The sequence below is a fragment of the Serinibacter arcticus genome, assembly GCF_004786095.1.
GTDB classification, from domain to species: Bacteria; Actinomycetota; Actinomycetes; order Actinomycetales; family Beutenbergiaceae; genus Litorihabitans; species Litorihabitans arcticus.
Window position 1 is genome coordinate 387,539 of sequence record NZ_RHPJ01000001.1, and the last position, 16,120, is coordinate 403,658.

Sequence of the window (16,120 nt, forward strand, 5' to 3'; positions counted from 1 at the left end):
GGTTCCGTGGCCGACTCCTCCCCCTCCTCCCCCTCGACGACGCCGGCGCCGCCCCGCTCGGCCGTGTTCCTGGCCGCGCTCGCGACGGCGGCCGTCCCCGGTCTCGAGGTGGTCGCCACGCGCCACCCGCGCGGGGTCGAGGAGACCGTGGAGTACACCGGGATCCTGGACTCCGCCGGACGCAGCTGGGTGGTGCGGGCACCGCGCACGGTCGCCGCCGGAGCCGCGCTCGAGGCCGAGTGGGCGCTGCTCGCGGCGCTGGCCGACGCCACCCGCCACGACGAGCTCCCGTTCGAGATCGCGCGCCCGACCGGTTTCGCCGACCTCGACGAGGGGGGCCGCGCCGTCGTGCACCCCGATCTGCCCGGCCGGGACCTGCCGCTGCACACGCTCGTGCCCGGACCGGGCCTGAGCGCCCACCTCGGCCGCAGCCTGGCGGCGCTGCACGAGGTGGAGACCGCCGCGATCGCCGACTCCGGGCTGGCCGTCTACACCGCCGACGAGTGCCGCACCCGCCTGCTCGCCGAGCTCGACCTGATGGCCCAGACCGGCCGGGTCGCGCCCGAGGTGCTGCGCCGCTGGGAGGCCGCGCTCGAGGACGTCCGCGCCTGGCGCTTCCGCCCCGTGCTCGTGCACGGCGACCTCGCGCCCGAACGCGTGCTCGCGGACCGCGACCGCGTGCTGGCGATCACCGACTTCACGGCCGCGCACATCGGCGACCCCGCCGTCGACCTCGCCTGGCTCATCGCCGCCGCCCCCGAGGACGCGCTGGAGTCGATCCTCGAGGCCTACGCGCTGCACCGGGGCGAGGGCGCGGGCACGATGGTGATCGCGCGTGCGCAGCTGCTCAGCGAGCTCGCGCTGGGACGCTGGCTGCTGCACGGCCTGCGGATCGGCGACAGCCTCGTGACCGACGAGGCCGAGGCCATGCTGGCCGACCTCGCCATCGCGATCGACGGCGCCGCGGACATCGTCGGGGCGTAGGCCCGACCGGCCGTCGGGGACCGACGGCCGACGGCGACCGTCAGCGACCGGGCACGATCCCGCGCAGCTCGCCGAGCTGCGCGCCCACGAGCGCCTCGACCTCGGCCTCGCCGAGCATCGGGGCGTCGTGCGTGTAGCCCGCGCCGACGAAGTGGAACGAGGCCGCGACCCGCTCGATCGGCACGCCGTGCAGGCGCGACCACCCCAGCCGGTAGAGCGCGAGCTGCAGCTCGCGCGCCCGGTGCGCCCGCTCACCCCGCGCCGGGGCGCCGGTCTTCCAGTCCACGACGTGCACGAGCGGCTGCCGACCCGTCTCGGGGACGGGTCCCGCCCACGGGAAGACGGCGTCGATGCGGCACCGCACCGTCGTGCCCGCGACCGGCGTCTCGACGTCGGCCTCGATCGCGATCGGCTCCCGGTCGGCCCACGGCGAGGCGAGGAACGCGTCCTGCAGCGCCGCGAGCTCCTCGTCCGAGCCGACGACGTCGGCCACGTCCAGGTCGTCGACGTCCAGCAGCGCGGCGCGCGCGAAGTGCCGCTCCACCCACGCGTGGAACTGCGTGCCCCGGCGGGTGTGGATCGACGGGCGTGCGGGGATCGGGCGGCGACGGTCGAGCGCGAACGTCTGCGGATCGGTGGCGAGCGCGACGACGGCGGAGGCGGAGAGGTGCTGCGGGTCGGCGGCCGTGCGCTCGCGGCCGGCGTCCTCGAGCTCGGCGAGGAGGGTCTCGGCCTGCCAGCGCCACTGCACGAGCACCGGGTCCCCGCCCGTCGCGGGCGGGGTCGGGACGCGCTCGCCGGGCGGCGGCACGAGCTCGGCCGCGCGCCGCAGCGCCTCGAGCAGGTCACCGTCCCGCTCGACCGGCCACGTCGCCTGCACCGGGGCCGGCGGTTCGGCCTCGAGCGGTGGGGTCTCGAGCGCGTCCGGCGCCGTACCGGGCAGCGGGGTCGCGGCGCCCCCCGCCACGAGCGCGCGCAGGAATCGCGACGGCGCGTTGACCGTCGTGCGCCCGGAGTGCCAGCACCCGGTCAGCACCAGGATCGAGCGAGCGCGGGTGAAGGCGACGTAAGCGAGCCGCCGCTCCTCGCGCAGCGCGCGGTCGCCGTCGGCCAGCTTGAAGTCCGCCAGCGCGTCCCTGACCCCCGCGTGGTCGGCCCCGGGAGGGACCTCGAGGTCGGGCAGGTGCGACGCGTCGCCGCGCATCTCGTACGGCAGCGCCTCCAGCGAGGTCGTCCACCCGGACGAGCTGGGCATCCCCTTCGCCGTCGTGATGCTCGGGAAGTCGCCCTCCATGAGGCCGACCACGCCCACGACGTCCCACTCCAGGCCCTTGGCCGCGTGGATCGTCATGATCTGCACGCACGTGGGGTCGGGTTCGCTCGCGGCGACGTCGAGGCCGCGCTCGTACTCGTCCGCGGCGTCGAGCCAGGCCAGGAACGAGCCCAGCGTGGGCGAGGGCGAGCCCGCCTCGAACTCGGCCGCCACGACGGCGAGCTCGTCCAGGTCGGCCCGGCCGTGCGCGGCCCCGCCGGCGTGCGCGTGCACCTCGAGGTCCAGGCCGAGGGACTGCTCCACGGCCACGACGAGGTCCGCGAGCGCCAGGTGGGTCAGGCCGCGCACGTCCCGCAGGAGCGTCGCGGCGTCGCGCAGGCGGAGCAGCCCGTCCGGCGTGAACGACCGGCCGCGGTCGGAGGTCCAGGTCTCCTGCTGCGGCAGCATCTCGAGCGCCTCGACGATGCTGGCGGTGTCGGTGTCCTCGCGAGCCGCGCCGTCAAGGCGGCGCGCGGACGTGCGACGGCGGGCCAGGTCCGACAGCGCGAACAGGTCGCTCGCGCCGAGCCGGTGGGACGGACCCGTGAGCAGGCGCAGCAGGGCGTCGCCGCGCGACGGGTCGTACGCGGCCGTCAGGACGGCGCGGACGTCGCTCACCTCGGGGGTGCGCAGCAGTCCGGCCAACCCGACCACCTGGGCGGGGACGCCGTGCTCGGCGAGGGCGGCACGGACCGCCTCGAACTGGCTGCGCTTGCGGCACAGCACGGCGGCGGTCCGCTCCCCCGGGCGCCAGGCGGTGCGCAGCGCCCGGGCGAGCGCGGTCGCCTCGGCGGCGGAGTCGGGCGCGAACGTCCAGCGCACGACGCCGGGCCCGGCACCGGGGCGCGGCAGCAGCGGCGGCACGTCGACGTCGGGAACGTCCGTGGCCGCACGCGCCTCCGCGTCCGCGTCGGACTCCGCACCATCATCCGCGCCCACCCCGGCGTGCGTGTCGACACCTGCGTCCCGCAGCGGCGCCGACGTCAGGTTCGCGGCCGCGAGGATCGCCTCGTCGTTGCGCCACGACGTCGTCAGGTGCGCCACGGGCGCCGGCCCGCCGTCGGCCCGCGGGAACTGCTCGGGGAAGGAGAGCAGCGCACCGGCGCTGGCGCCGCGCCAGCCGTAGATGCCCTGGTGCGGGTCGCCGACGGCGGTGACCGGATGGCCGTGCGCGAACAGCGCCTGCAGCATCTCCAGCTGCGCGACGGAGGTGTCCTGGTACTCGTCCAGCAGCACCACGCGCGCCGCGTCGCGCTCGCCCCGTCCAACCACCGGGAACTGTCGTGCGAGTGTGGCCGCCGCCGCCACCTGGTCGGGGAAGTCCATGGCTGCGCGGGCACGCTTGCCCGCGCTGAACTCCGCCACGAGCGGCATCAGGCTCGCGCGGTCGCGCAGCGACCCGATGACCTTGGCCACGTCCGCGTACGGGTCCTTCTTCCGCGCGGTCGGCAGGGCGTCGGCCAGGCCGTCGGCGATGCGGTGCAGCTCGACGGCGGCCGCCTCCGGCGTGCTCAGGTGCTCCGCCAGCTCGCCCGCGAGCGTGACGACGGCGCGCACCACCGTGATCGGGGCCTTCGTCAGCTCGAGGTCGCCGGTCCAGCGCTCGACCACCTGGGTGGCGACCTGGTAGCGGCCCGCCTCGCTCAGCAGCGTCTGGTCGGCCTCGATCCCGAGGCGCACGCCGTGGTCGTTCACGAGCTGCCCGGCGTAGGCGTTGTACGTGGAGATCCGGGGGCGCTCGGTCAGCCACCCGTGATCGGCCGTGCTCGGTCCCTGGCCGCCCTGCTCCCGCACACCGGAGCGCCCCTCGCTCCCCGCCCGCCAGCGCGCGAGCGCGCGGAGGTGCCGCTCGATGCGGCCCGCGAGCTCGGAGGCGGCCTTCCTGGTGAAGGTCAGGCCGAGGATCTCCGACGGCGCGACGATCTCGTTCGCCACGAGGTAGACCACGCGGTCGGTCATCGTGGCGGTCTTGCCGGACCCCGCTCCCGCGACCACGAGCATCGGCTCGAGGGGGGCCTCGATCACGGCGACCTGCTGGTCGGTCGGCTCGGGCTTGCCGAGAACGGCGGCGAGCTCGCGCGCGCCGATCACGGTCCCACCACCCGGGCGCCGGCGTCCTGGGCCGGACAGCTGCTCGCCACCGGGCAGCCGCCGCAGTAGGGTCCGGCCGTCGCGACGAAGGTCGCCGACGCCATCGTGTCCGCCGACTCCGCGACGAGCCGGCTGGTCCAGGGATCCTCCGGCGTCGGTGGCGCCTGGTCCCGCAGACCGTGCTTCGCCGCCGTGCCGTCGACGTAGGCGAGCCGAGCGCCCCCGACCACGGAGCCCGGGAAGCCGCCCGCGAGCACGGCCTCCTGGTAGGCGGCGAGCTGCGGGTGGTGCTCGGCGTCGGCGACGCTGACCCTGCTCGAGGACGTCTTGAGGTCGACGATGCGCACCGCGCCGTCGTCGAGGTGCTCCACGCGGTCCACCCGGCCGGTCAGATCGGCCCGACCGACCGTCACCGCGAACGCCTGCTCGGCGTCGACGCGCCCCGGGACCCCGGCGACGTACTCCGCCAGCAGCCGGACCATGTTCTCGGCCCGACGACGCTGGAGCCGGGCCGGCCAGGCGTCGCCCAGCCCGAGGCCGGACCAGCGCGCGTCGAGCTCGGTGAGCATCTCCTCCGCGCTGCCGTGCGGCAGGTCGGCGGCGATGCCGTGCACCAGCGTGCCGAGCTCGGCGACGACGGAGGAGCCGGAACGCCCGCCCGCGCTGGTCAGCGCCCACCTGAGGGCGCACTGGTCGAGGGTCGTGAGGTCCGACGGGGTCATCCGTACGTTCTCCCCGTCCGTCCACAGCTCGCGGGTGCTCGAGTCGGCGGCCGTGCCCCACCAGGCCGACGGGTCCGCGCCGGGGACGGCGTGCGCCGCGAGCAGCGACAGCAGCTCGCCGGCCGCACGCGCGCGACGTGCGGACGAGGGGTGCAGCACCTCGCGCCGGAGTGCTGCGGTGAGTCCGCGCAGGTCCAGGGCGGGCGGAACCGGCTGCACGGGGCGGTCCGCATCGGCGTCGGGCGGCGGGGGGTCGACGATGTCGAGCAGTCCCGAGGGCCGGGTGTCGGGGTCCTGGACGGCCGTGACGAGCAGGTGCGCGCGCGTCCGGCTGACGGCGCTCGCGAGCAGGCGCAGCTCGTCGGCGAGCACCGCCCGGCGGGCGTCGACCGGCCGCACCGGGGCGTCGCCCCGCCCCGTGGCGATGTCGCTCACGCCGACCGGGTCGAGCAGCCGCGCGCGGAGCCGCAGATCGGGCCAGACGTCCTCCTGCACCCCGGCGACGGCGACGACGTCCCACTCCAGCCCGGCGGCGGCCGCCGCCGTCATGACGGTCACGGCCTCGCTGCGCTCGCCCGTGGCGGCCAGGGTGTCCGAGGCGAACTCCTGCGCCTCGAGGTAGGCGGTGAAGCCGGCGATCGCGGCACCCTCCTGCCGCAGCGTGAACGACTCGGCCGCGCGGAACAGCGCGAGGACGGCGTCGAGGTCGGCGTCGGCGCGCTCCGCGGCCGCCCCCGTCCCGAGCGCACGCTGGCGCCAGGACGCGGCGAGGCCGGTCGCGTCCCAGACCGCCCACAGCGCGCTCTCGAGGGAGGCGCCCGGCTGCGCGAGCGCTCCACGGCCCGCGCGCAGCACGCGCGTCACGCGACGCAGACCGGATCGCAGCCGGTGCGGGACCTCGGCCGCGACGTCGTCGGCCAGGACCGCCTCGACCAGGAGCTCGTCGCTCGGTCGCACACCGCCCGCGAGCGCCTCCGCCCCGCGCAGGGCCCGGCGCAGGGCGCGCATGCCGACGGGATCGAGCCCGCCGATCGGCGAGAGCAGCAGCTCGGTGATCTCCTCGGGGGGCGGTGGTTCGTCGTCGGGCAGCACCGCGAGCGCGAGGGCGCGCAGGAGGGGCCGCACGGCGGGCTCCTCGCGCAGCGGCACCTCGCCCTGCGCCGTGGCGACGGGCACGCCGCCGGCGCGCAGGCCGCGGCGCAGCGCAGCGACCTGACCGCTCGCCCGGACCAGGACGGCCATCCCGCTCCAGGCGATCCCGTCGCGGAGCCGGTGGGTGCGCAGCGTCCGGGCGATGGCGCGGGCCTCCTCGGGGACGCTGCGCAGCACGGAGACGGTCACGCTCGAGGTGGGTGCGGCGTCGGGATCGCTCGTCCGCACGGGGCGGGCGCGACGACGTCGCACGTCGCCCAGCGCGGGCAGGCCGGCGGTCACGGCGTCGACGACGTCGCGCAGGCGGTCGTCCCCGCGCCAGACCGTGGGCAGCACGTGCGGCTGCGCACCGAACTCGCCCACGACCTCGGGGGCACCGCCGGCAGCTCCTCGGGCCGACCCGGCCCCGGTCGGCCAGGCGATCCCGCCGAGCATCCCCGCCGGGCCGGTCGTGGCCCGGTCCAGGAGCGCGGGGACGGCGCCGCGGAACGTCTGGACGGCGATGTCCGGGTCCCCCAGCAGGACCAGGCGCGAGCCGTCGTCGGCCAGCACGCGCAGCAGACGTGCGGTCGCGAGGGTCGCGTCCTGGTAGTCGTCGTGCACGACGACGCGCATCCGCGGTCGGGGGTGGCCGGGCAGGTCGTTCTCCCAGGAGGACAGCGCGAGCACCGCCTCGTCCAGGATCGTGGCGACGTCGTAGCGCCGCCCGCGGTCCGGCGTCGTCTCACCCAGTCGCGTGATCTCCTCGTACTCGGTCAGCACGCGACCGGCCGCCGACCAGGCGGGACGGCCGTGCCGCTCGCCCCGACGCACGAGCTCCGGCCCGTCCCAGCCCGCCTCCGCGGCACGCATGAGGAGGTCGCGCAGCTCGTGGCGGAACGTCGACAGCGTCAGCGCCGCCTCGGGCACGTCCGCGGGCCAGCGCGGGTCGCGGCCCACACCCTCGGCGTGCCCGGCGAGCATCTCGGTCAGGACCGCGTCCTGGTCGGCGCCCGTGAGCATGCTGGGCGGCACGTCCCCCAGGAGCGCGGCGCGAGCGCGCAGCACCGAGAACGCGAACGACGCGGGCGTGCGGACCAGCACGCGACCGACCGTCACCGGGAGCAGCTGGGCGAGCTGGTCGCGCAGGCGCCCCGCCGCGCGTCGCGTGGGGGCGAGCAGCAGGAGGTCGTCCGTACCGCCGTCGCGCGCCAGAGCGGCCATCAGCTCGAGCGCGACCGTGCTGCGGCCGCTGCCCGGCGCGCCGAGGACCACGTGGTGCCCGCCCGCGCGCACCGAGGCGACCACCGACGCGAGCGCGGCCTCCCCCGCCGCTGCGGGGTCGAGGTCGCGGGCGCCGTCCGGCGCGAGCGTAGGAGGTGCGGTCACGGTGACGATCCCATCACGGCCGTCCGACATCGTCGGTCGGACCGCGCCGGCCCGACATCGCCGGTCGAACGCGGCGGTGCGCCGCCAGCGAACGCGCGCACGGGTCGGGACCGGCGCTGCCTACGATGACGCCATGGAGATCACGATCGGAATCCGCCAGGTGGCTCGCGAGCTGACCCTGGAGACCAACCAGACGGCCGACGAGGTCACGGCGGCGGTGGAGAAGGCCCTCGCCGGCGCGATCCTCGACCTCACCGACGCGCGCGGCCGCCGCGTCATCGTCCCGTCCGAGGCCATCGGCTACGTCGAGCTCGGCGTGGAGGAGACGCGTCGGGTCGGCTTCGGCAAGGCCTGACACCCTCGCCCCACGTGCGACGCAGAACGAGCCGGGCCCGCGGGCCCGGCTCGTTCTCGTTCTGCGGTGTCAGGACGCCGCCGCCCGACCGCCGGCTCAGGCCGTCAGGTTCAGTCGCTTCATCCGACGGGCGTGCTCACCGGTGAGACGGCCCGTCAGCGCCGTGACCTGCTCCACGGTCCACCCCGGCCCCGCGGCCAGGGTCGCGAGCCCGGGGTGGACGGCGAGCAGCCGGGCGGTGATCCCGAGACCCTCGCCCACCACGCGGCGCCCCCAGAGCGCCAGCCGCGCCGCCACCTGGGGCTCGGCGGAGATGACGGGTTCGAGCGTCGCGACGACGAAGTCGCCGTGCCCGTTGTCGGCGAGCGGCACCGCGGCCACCTCGCGGGTCTGACCGGTCAGTCCGTTCACGATCTCCCGCTGCAGGTCGAGCACGATCCCGTAACCGATGTAGGTCTTGACCAGGCGCTCCCACCAGTCGCGCGGCACGAGTCGCGCGTCGAACTCGCTCAGCAGCTCGCGGAACGTCCAGATGCTGTCGTCGAAGTCCTCGGCGCCGGCGCCGAGCGCGTGCGCGTGCGTCTCGACCGCCTCCAGCGAGGCGAGCTCCCCGGCAGCCATCCGCGACAGCGCGATCCGGGTGCGCAGCTCGGGGGCGTGCGCGGCGTCGTCGGCCAGTCGGGCGAAGTTCGCGAGCTCGCTCGCCGCGACGAGCGCGAGGGCGTCGAGCGCGCCGACGGACGGATCGTGGGCGCCGGGACCGGCGGGCTGAGACATGCACGCCAGCCTATCGGCGGCACTACACTGGCCCGGACACAGGTTGCCCGGTCGCTGCCAAGCCCCTGCCACTGCCCGTCGTCGTGACACGTCACGGACGGGCGCGAAAACCCGCGATCGGCTGCCGCCACCAGGCGCACGCATCGCCGCGGAAGGCACCGCCCACCGCGTGCAGACGGCGCCACGAGAGCAAGGCAGACATGTCCGAGACTCCCGTCGGCTCGACAGAGCCGACCACCAGCCCCTCCGACGAGCCCGGGATCGACGTGTCCGGCGACGCCGCGGTCGAGCCCGCGTCGCAGGCCGAGATCGAGGCCCTCGCGAGCGAGACGCTCGACGGCCCCGCCGTCGACCCCCACACCGAGGTCCCCCAGACCTTCGCCGACTTCGACGTCTCGCCCGAGATCGTCGGGTCGCTCGCCGACGTCGGCATCATCCACCCGTTCCCGATCCAGGCGCTGACCCTCCCCGTCGCCCTCTCGCGGCACGACATCATCGGCCAGGCCAAGACCGGAACCGGCAAGACGCTCGGCTTCGGCGTGCCCCTGCTGCAGAACGTCACCTCCCCCGGCGAGCCCGGCTTCGAGGAGCTCGCCTCCCCCGGGAAGCCGCAGGCGCTCGTGGTGGTGCCGACGCGCGAGCTCGCCGCGCAGGTCGCGGGAGACCTCGCGACCGCCTCGCGGCGCCGCAGCGTCCGCGTCATCCAGCTGTACGGCGGTCGTGCGTACGAGCCGCAGATCGACACGCTCACCAAGGGCGTCGAGGTCGTGGTAGGCACCCCGGGCCGCATGATCGACCTGCTCAAGCAGCGTCACCTCGACCTGTCCCACGTCCGCACCGTCGTGCTGGACGAGGCCGACGAGATGCTCGACCTCGGCTTCCTGCCGGACGTCGAGACCCTCATCGCCGCGACGCCGCCCACGCGCCACACGATGCTCTTCTCGGCGACGATGCCCGGCGCCGTCATCGCCCTCGCGCGCCGCTACATGTCGCACCCCACGCACATCCGCGCGCACGACCCCGACGACGACGGCGTGACGCTGAAGGCGATCAAGCAGTTCGTCTACCGCGCCCACGCGATGGACAAGGTCGAGGTGCTCGCGCGCATCCTGCAGGCGCGCGGCCGCGGCCTGACGATCGTCTTCACGCGCACCAAGCGCACCGCCGCGAAGGTGGCGGACGACCTCGCCGAGCGCGGCTTCGCCTCGGCCGCGATCCACGGCGACCTCGGCCAGGGCGCGCGCGAGCAGGCGCTGCGCGCGTTCCGCAACGGCAAGGTCGACGTGCTCGTCGCGACCGACGTCGCAGCGCGCGGCATCGACATCGACGACGTCACGCACGTCGTGAACTACCAGTGCCCCGACGACGACAAGACCTACCTGCACCGCGTCGGTCGCACCGGTCGCGCGGGCAACACGGGTACCGCGGTGACGTTCGTGGACTGGGACGACGTGCCCAAGTGGTCCCTCATCGACAAGGCCCTCGGCCTCGAGACGCCCGACCCGCCGGAGACGTACTCCTCCACCCCCAGCCTGTACACCGACCTCGACATCCCCGAGGGCACCAAGGGCCGGCTGCCCCGTTCCGAGCGCACGCGCGCCGGGCTCGGCGCCGAGGTCGTGGAGGACCTGGGCGAGACGGGCAAGCGCAACTCGCGCGCCGGCGGCGACGCCGGTGGCCGCGGTCCTCGTGACGGCGGCGGATCGCGCGACGGCGGTTCGCGGGACGGCGGCCGTGGCGGTCGCGACGGCGGCCGCGCACCTCGTGAGGGTGGCCGCGGCGGACGCGACAGCGGCCGCGGCACCGATCGGCCCCGTGCGGAGCGCACCGAACGTCAGGCTCCGCGCGACGGCGAGCCCCGCCGTCGTCGCCAGGAGACCGGCACCGAGCCCGCTGCGCCGGCCTCGTCGGGCGTCACGGTGCCCGGCTCGGACGTGAGCATCGACCTGCCCGACCGCTCCGGCGCGTTCCCGGGCACGGCGGCAGCCCCCGACGAGGGTGGCGAGCGCCGACCGCGCCGTCGTCGTCGTCGCGGCGGTGCCGGCTCGGGCGAGGACGCCACCCCGGTGGCCTCCGGCGAGTAGCCCACCCCGCACCACACCCGACGATCCCGTCGGGACGCGCTCCGGCGTCGTCACGGCGGGATCGTCGCGTCCCGCCCTGTCGCCGCTACGCCCCGCGTCCCGCGCCCGGGCACAGGTGCTCGATCGCGACGTCGACGAACGTCTCGGCACGCCCCGGCCCCAGATCCTCGGCCCAGACGTCGATGATCTCGGCCCTGCTGTGGCTCGCGTCCGCCCCGGGCCGGTCCTTCGGCGGCAGCATCGCCCCACAGGTCAGCCGGGCGTGGAACGACGCAGGAATCATCCCCGGCTCGTCGTCGGTGAAGACCCCGGGAAGCGCCTCGTCCAGCGCCTCGCGGAAGGCCACGTCGGCTTCCGGCCCTGGCGGCACGCGCGGTGGCGGCTGCGGCGGCGTGCACGCCGACAGGATCGTCAGGGCGACGATGGTGGTCGTGATCGTGCGAGGCGTGCGGCTGTCGCGACCGCCGTGTCGTGCGTGGTGCATGGTGACCTCCGTGCTCGGGCGCGTCCTGGTCGGGCACGCTGCTGCGTCGTTGATCTCTTCCACCGTAGAGGAATCACGGATCGCGGGCGAGGTTCGACCGTCGGCCCTGTCGGTCCCCGTGTCAGCGTCCTAGGGTGGCTGCATGGCACGCTTCCTCGAGGTCCACCCCGTCAACCCGCAGGCGCGCGCGATCTCGCAGGTCGTGGCCATGCTCCGCGACGACGACGCGCTGATCGCCTATCCCACCGACTCCTGCTACGCGCTCGGCGCGCGGCTCGACTCGGTCACCGGCCCCGAGCGGATCCGACAGATCCGCGACCTCGACGCCAAGCACGACTTCACGCTCGTGTGCTCCGACTTCCACCAGCTCGGCACGCTCGTGCACCTGGACAACTGGGCCTTCCGCGCCATCAAGGCGGCGACGCCCGGTGCCTACACGTTCATCCTGCCCGCGACCAAGGAGGTCCCGCGGCGGCTGCACCACCCGAAGAAGAAGACGGTCGGTGTGCGCATCCCGCACAACCCGGTCGTGCGGGAGCTGCTGCGCGAGCTCGGCGAACCCCTCCTCAGCTCCACGCTGCTGCTGCCCGGTGCGAGCGAGCCGCTGACCGACGGCTGGCAGATCAACGAGGAGATCGGGCACCTCGTGGACGCCGTGCTGGACTCGGGCGAGTGCGGCACGGAGCCGACCACCGTCGTCGACCTCTCCTCGGGCGAGCCCGAGGTCGTGCGCGTCGGCGCCGGCGACCCGACTCCGTTCGAGTAGGGCTCAGGCGGTCGCGACGAACGCCATCACGGCGTCGGCGATCAGCTGCACCGCGATCGCGGCGAGCAGCATGCCCGCGAGGCGCGTGACGACGGTGACACCGCCGTCGCCCAGGACACGGCGCACGATCCCCGCGAACCGCATCGCGAGGTAGAGGCACACGTGAACCGCGAGGATCGCGAGCCCGATCGCCACCCAGGCGGCGGTCGAGCGGTCCGAGTTCTCCACGGCCAGCATCGAGGCGACGATCGCGCCGGGCCCCGCCAGCAGCGGCGTCCCGAGCGGCACCAGCGCCACGTTCACCCCGCTGGGCGACGGCGAGGGGTCCTCGGTCTTTCCCGTGAGCAGGTCGAGCGCGACGAGCAGGAGCAGCAGCCCGCCCGAGGCCTGGAACGCCGGCACCGAGACGTGCAGGAAGTCGAAGATGTAGCGGCCGAACAGCGTGAAGGCCACGATCACGCCGAGCGCCACGAGGATCGCCTGCCGCGCGGCCGCGATCCGCTGGGTGCGGTTCATCGACGAGGTCAGGGCGAGGAACACCGGCACCGTGCCCGGCGGGTCCATGATGACGAACAGCGTCAGGAACGTCGTCGTGAACAGGGCGAGGTCGATCCAGCTCATCGCAGGACCTCGAGCCGTCCGCGCTCGGCGATCGCCTCGAGCGATGCGGGCGCCGTGGTGTTCTCCCCCAGACGGTTCAGCTTGCCGGTGCCGTGGAAGTCGCTGGAGCCGGTGACCACGAGGTCGAGCTCGCGCGCGAGGTCGCGCAGCGCGGCGCGGTCGCGCTCGTCGTGGTCGCGATGGTCGACCTCGAGTCCCACGAGCCCGACGGCGGCGAGCTCCGCGATCTCCGCGGCGTCCAGGCTCGCCCCGCGCAGGTGCGCGAACGGGTGCGCCAGCACGGGCACCCCGCCCGCGGCCAGCACGAGAGCGATCATCTCGTGCGGGGTGGGCATCTCGAAGGGGACGACGTAGGGGCTGCCGTCGCCGAGGATGTCCGCGAACACGGCGTCGCGCGACGGTGCAGCACCCACGGCCACGAGCGCGTCGGCGATGTGGGGCCGCCCGACGGTCGCACCGGGGGCGACCTGCGCGCTCACGTCGCGCCAGGTGAGCGGGAAGTCGCGGGCGAGCCGGTCCACGATCGTCTCGGCCCGCCGCACGCGCGCGGTGCGGGAGAGGGTGAGCGCGCTCGCCAGGGGCGCGTCGGTCGGGTCGTGCAGGTAGGACAGGAGGTGCACGCTCGTCCACCCCGTGCGCGTGGAGAGCTCGGCGCCCCGCACCAGCGCGATCCCGCACTCGCGGGCCGCCGTCGCGGCCTCGTCCCAGCCGGCCGTGGTGTCGTGGTCCGTCAGTCCCAGGACGTCGATCCCCGCCGCCGCGGCGGCGTGCACGAGCTCCGTCGGCGTCTGCGTCCCGTCCGAGACGGACGAGTGGGTGTGGAGGTCGATGGGCACGAGGCTCGACTCTACCGCCGGGGCGCCGGGTCGGATGGTGGGACGATGGACCGCATGAGTGAGCAGCAGCAGCCCGTCAGCGACCGCGGCAGCAACCGGTCGCAGCGCCCCACGTCCGCCTCCTTCCGCGAGTTCATGGGCTCCTCCTGGGCCCCCGCGAGCGAGGGGGTGCCGGCACCGCTGGAGTCGGCGCCGTACGCCGCCGCACGCCGCGCCCGCCTGGGCGAGCAGTTCCCCGGCGACACCCTCGTGCTCCCCGCCGGTTCGCTCAAGGTGCGCTCCAACGACACCGACTACGCCTTCCGGCCGCACGCCGCGTTCGCCCACCTCACGGGTCTGGGCACCGACCAGGAGGCCGACGCCGTGCTCGTGCTGCACCCGGTCGCGTCCGACGAGGACGGGACCGGCGACGACGGGATGGCTGCCGACGGCCACGAGGCCGTCCTCTACACGCGACCGCTGGCCCCCCGCGACAGCGAGGAGTTCTACGCCGACGCGCGCTACGGCGAGTTCTGGGTCGGGAGGCGCTGGACGCTCGAGGAGGCCGAGGCGCTCACCGGCATCCGCACCGCGCACATCGACGACCTGCGCGACGCCGTCGCCAAGGACGCCTCCACGCCGGGCGTGAACCTGCGCGTGCTGCGCGGGGCGGACGACGCCGTCGGGACGCTGGTGGACGTCGTCGCCGCCGAGAACGGTCACGACACCTACGAGGAGTCGGCGTTCGACGACGAGCTCGCCGGCGTCGTCTCCGAGCTGCGCCTGGTCAAGGACGCGTGGGAGATCGAGCAGCTCCGGCTCGCGGTGGACGCGTCGATCCGCGGGTTCGCCGACGTCGTGGCCGCCCTCCCCCGCGCCACCGGGCACGCCAGGGGCGAGCGCGTGGTCGAGGGTGCGTTCGCGGCCCGGGCGCGCGAGGAGGGAAATGCCGTCGGGTACGACACGATCGCCGCCGCCGGCGACCACGCCACGACGCTGCACTGGATCCGCAACACGGGCACCGTCACCTCGGGTGAGCTCCTGCTGCTCGACGCCGGGGTCGAGGTCGACTCGCTCTACACCGCCGACGTCACGCGCACGCTGCCGGTCTCCGGCGAGTTCACCGAGGTCCAGCGCCGGGTCTACGAGGCGGTGCGCGAGGCGGCCGACGCGGCGTTCGCCGTCGTCCGGCCGGGGATCAGATTCCGCGAGATCCACGCCGCGGCGATGGAGGTCATCGCGCTGCGCCTGGAGGAGTGGGGCCTGCTGCCCGTGAGCGCGGCCGAGTCGCTGACGCCCGAGGGTCAGCAGCACCGGCGGTGGATGCCGCACGGCACGAGCCACCACCTCGGACTCGACGTGCACGACTGCGCGCAGGCGCGCGCCGAGATGTACCTCGACGGCGTGCTCGAGCCCGGCATGGTCTTCACCATCGAGCCCGGCCTGTACTTCAAGGCGGACGACCTGGCGGTGCCCCAGGAGTACCGCGGCATCGGTGTCCGCATCGAGGACGACGTCCTGGTGACGGCCGACGGCTACGAGAACCTGTCGGCCGCGCTGCCGCGAGCGTCGGAGGACGTCGAGGCGTGGATGGCGGAGGTCGCGCGCGGTCGCTGACGGCGCTCCGCCGCCCGCCGCCCGTTTCTGCGCGGCTCCGGTCGCTTCGCGCTCAGGCAAGCGACAGGTGGCGCGCACGAACACGACCGCCCGACGGCGAAGGGCCGTCGGGCGGTCGGGCGGGGGTCGGCTGGTGGCCGGGCCCCGGGCTACTGCTGCGGGCGGTCGTCCTCGATGCGCTGACCGTAGCGCGGGGGCTCGTTCAGCTCGGGGGCGGGCTGCTGGGGCTGCTGCGGCGCCTGGCCGGGCTGCTGCTGGGGCGCCTGGCCCGGCTGCGGCTGAGGCTGCTGACCCTGCGGGGCCTGCTGGCCGTACGGGCCGGGCTGCTGGGGCGTGTGCTGACCGAACTGACCCTGCTGACCGAACTGCCCCTGCGGGGACTGGACCTGCTGCCCCTGACCGAACGCCCCGCCGCCCGACAGCGGGATCTGCGCCTTCGTCAGCATCGCGCGGGCGTCGCCGGCGAGGTCGGGCAGGCACAGCACCGAGTAGCGGCTGGCCACCACCTGCGAGGACGAGACAAAGTCGCGCTTCCCGCCGGTGAAGGAGTAGGAGATGACCCCGAAGAGCGACCCGAACGCCGCACCGATGACGGCGCAGGTCACGATCGTGCCGAGGACGTTGCCCTCGGAGCCGGCGAACAGGCTGAAGAGCAGACCGATGAAGATACCGAACCAGACGCCCGAGAGCGCACCGGCGGCGGCCACGCGCGGGTAGGACAGCCGGCCGGTCACGCGCTCGACCATGCGCAGGTCGGAGCCGACGATCGTCACGGCCTGCACGGTGAACGCGCCGTCGGCCAGCACGTCGACCGCCTTCTGCGCCTCGAGGTAGGTCGGGAACGAGGCGATCTCGACGCCCTGCGGCGGGGTGGGGACGCGCATCGCGCGGGGATCGTTGAGGGACATGCCCTCATTGTGGCGCTATTTGCTGGATCCTGCCTGGACGTCTCCTGGGCGTCGTGCCGTGGCG

12 protein-coding genes are annotated in these 16,120 nt (G+C 75.0%); 5 read left to right on the forward strand and 7 right to left on the reverse strand.

The window, feature by feature from the left end:
- The first annotated feature begins 6 nt into the window (after positions 1-6).
- Positions 7-984 (forward strand): phosphotransferase, encoded by a 978-nt coding sequence (locus SERN_RS01835; protein WP_233251401.1) that lies wholly within the window; start codon positions 7-9, stop codon positions 982-984.
- A 40-nt stretch (positions 985-1,024) separates the two neighbouring features.
- Here the strand turns inward: SERN_RS01835 and SERN_RS01840 are convergent, their stop codons facing one another.
- Entirely contained in the window at positions 1,025-4,387 is a 3,363-nt protein-coding gene (locus tag SERN_RS01840) for an ATP-dependent DNA helicase (protein WP_233251402.1), read from the reverse strand.
- Positions 4,384-7,629, reverse strand: coding sequence for a UrvD/REP family ATP-dependent DNA helicase (locus SERN_RS01845; RefSeq protein ID WP_158292539.1), 3,246 nt, complete (start codon positions 7,627-7,629; stop codon positions 4,384-4,386). The genes SERN_RS01840 and SERN_RS01845 overlap by 4 nt, the downstream gene beginning before the upstream one ends.
- A 133-nt stretch (positions 7,630-7,762) precedes the next feature.
- Between SERN_RS01845 and SERN_RS01850 the strand changes: the two genes are divergently transcribed.
- The gene (locus SERN_RS01850) at positions 7,763-7,984 is read left to right on the forward strand and encodes a DUF3107 domain-containing protein (protein ID WP_135848413.1); all 222 of its coding nucleotides are present in this window, start codon (positions 7,763-7,765) and stop codon (positions 7,982-7,984) included.
- 96 nt (positions 7,985-8,080) lie between these two features.
- On the opposite strand, the gene SERN_RS01855 is transcribed toward SERN_RS01850, so the two are convergent.
- Positions 8,081-8,761 carry a ferritin-like fold-containing protein gene (locus SERN_RS01855; protein ID WP_158292540.1) on the reverse strand — a complete coding sequence of 227 codons (681 nt, stop codon included), beginning with the start codon at positions 8,759-8,761 and terminating at the stop codon, positions 8,081-8,083.
- A 200-nt stretch (positions 8,762-8,961) separates the two neighbouring features.
- On the opposite strand from SERN_RS01855, the gene SERN_RS01860 reads away from it, so the two are divergent.
- Positions 8,962-10,845, forward strand: a complete 1,884-nt coding sequence (locus tag SERN_RS01860; RefSeq protein ID WP_135848415.1) for a DEAD/DEAH box helicase — start codon at positions 8,962-8,964, stop codon at positions 10,843-10,845.
- 85 nt (positions 10,846-10,930) lie between these two features.
- Here SERN_RS01860 and SERN_RS01865 read toward each other — a convergent pair whose 3' ends face one another.
- Positions 10,931-11,329, reverse strand: coding sequence for a DUF732 domain-containing protein (locus tag SERN_RS01865; protein WP_135848416.1), 399 nt, complete (start codon positions 11,327-11,329; stop codon positions 10,931-10,933).
- Between the two features lie 142 nt (positions 11,330-11,471).
- Between SERN_RS01865 and SERN_RS01870 the strand changes: the two genes are divergently transcribed.
- A complete protein-coding gene (locus SERN_RS01870; RefSeq protein ID WP_135848417.1) occupies positions 11,472-12,095 on the forward strand; it encodes an L-threonylcarbamoyladenylate synthase in 624 nt (207 codons plus the stop codon).
- Positions 12,096-12,098: 3 nt separating this feature from the next.
- Here the strand turns inward: SERN_RS01870 and SERN_RS01875 are convergent, their stop codons facing one another.
- Together SERN_RS01875 and SERN_RS01880 are read right to left on the reverse strand one after the other, a co-directional pair.
- A complete protein-coding gene (locus SERN_RS01875) occupies positions 12,099-12,716 on the reverse strand; it encodes a MarC family protein (protein WP_135848418.1) in 618 nt (205 codons plus the stop codon).
- Entirely contained in the window at positions 12,713-13,552 is an 840-nt protein-coding gene (locus tag SERN_RS01880) for a PHP domain-containing protein (RefSeq protein WP_135848419.1), read from the reverse strand. The genes SERN_RS01875 and SERN_RS01880 overlap by 4 nt, the downstream gene beginning before the upstream one ends.
- Positions 13,553-13,597: 45 nt before the next feature.
- Here SERN_RS01880 and SERN_RS01885 point away from each other — a divergent pair, with 45 nt between their 5' ends.
- Entirely contained in the window at positions 13,598-15,148 is a 1,551-nt protein-coding gene (locus SERN_RS01885; RefSeq protein WP_408640855.1) for an aminopeptidase P family protein, read from the forward strand.
- Positions 15,149-15,297: 149 nt separating this feature from the next.
- On the opposite strand, the gene SERN_RS01890 is transcribed toward SERN_RS01885, so the two are convergent.
- A complete protein-coding gene (locus SERN_RS01890; protein ID WP_135848421.1) occupies positions 15,298-16,056 on the reverse strand; it encodes a general stress protein in 759 nt (252 codons plus the stop codon).
- Between the last annotated feature and the right edge of the window lie 64 nt (positions 16,057-16,120).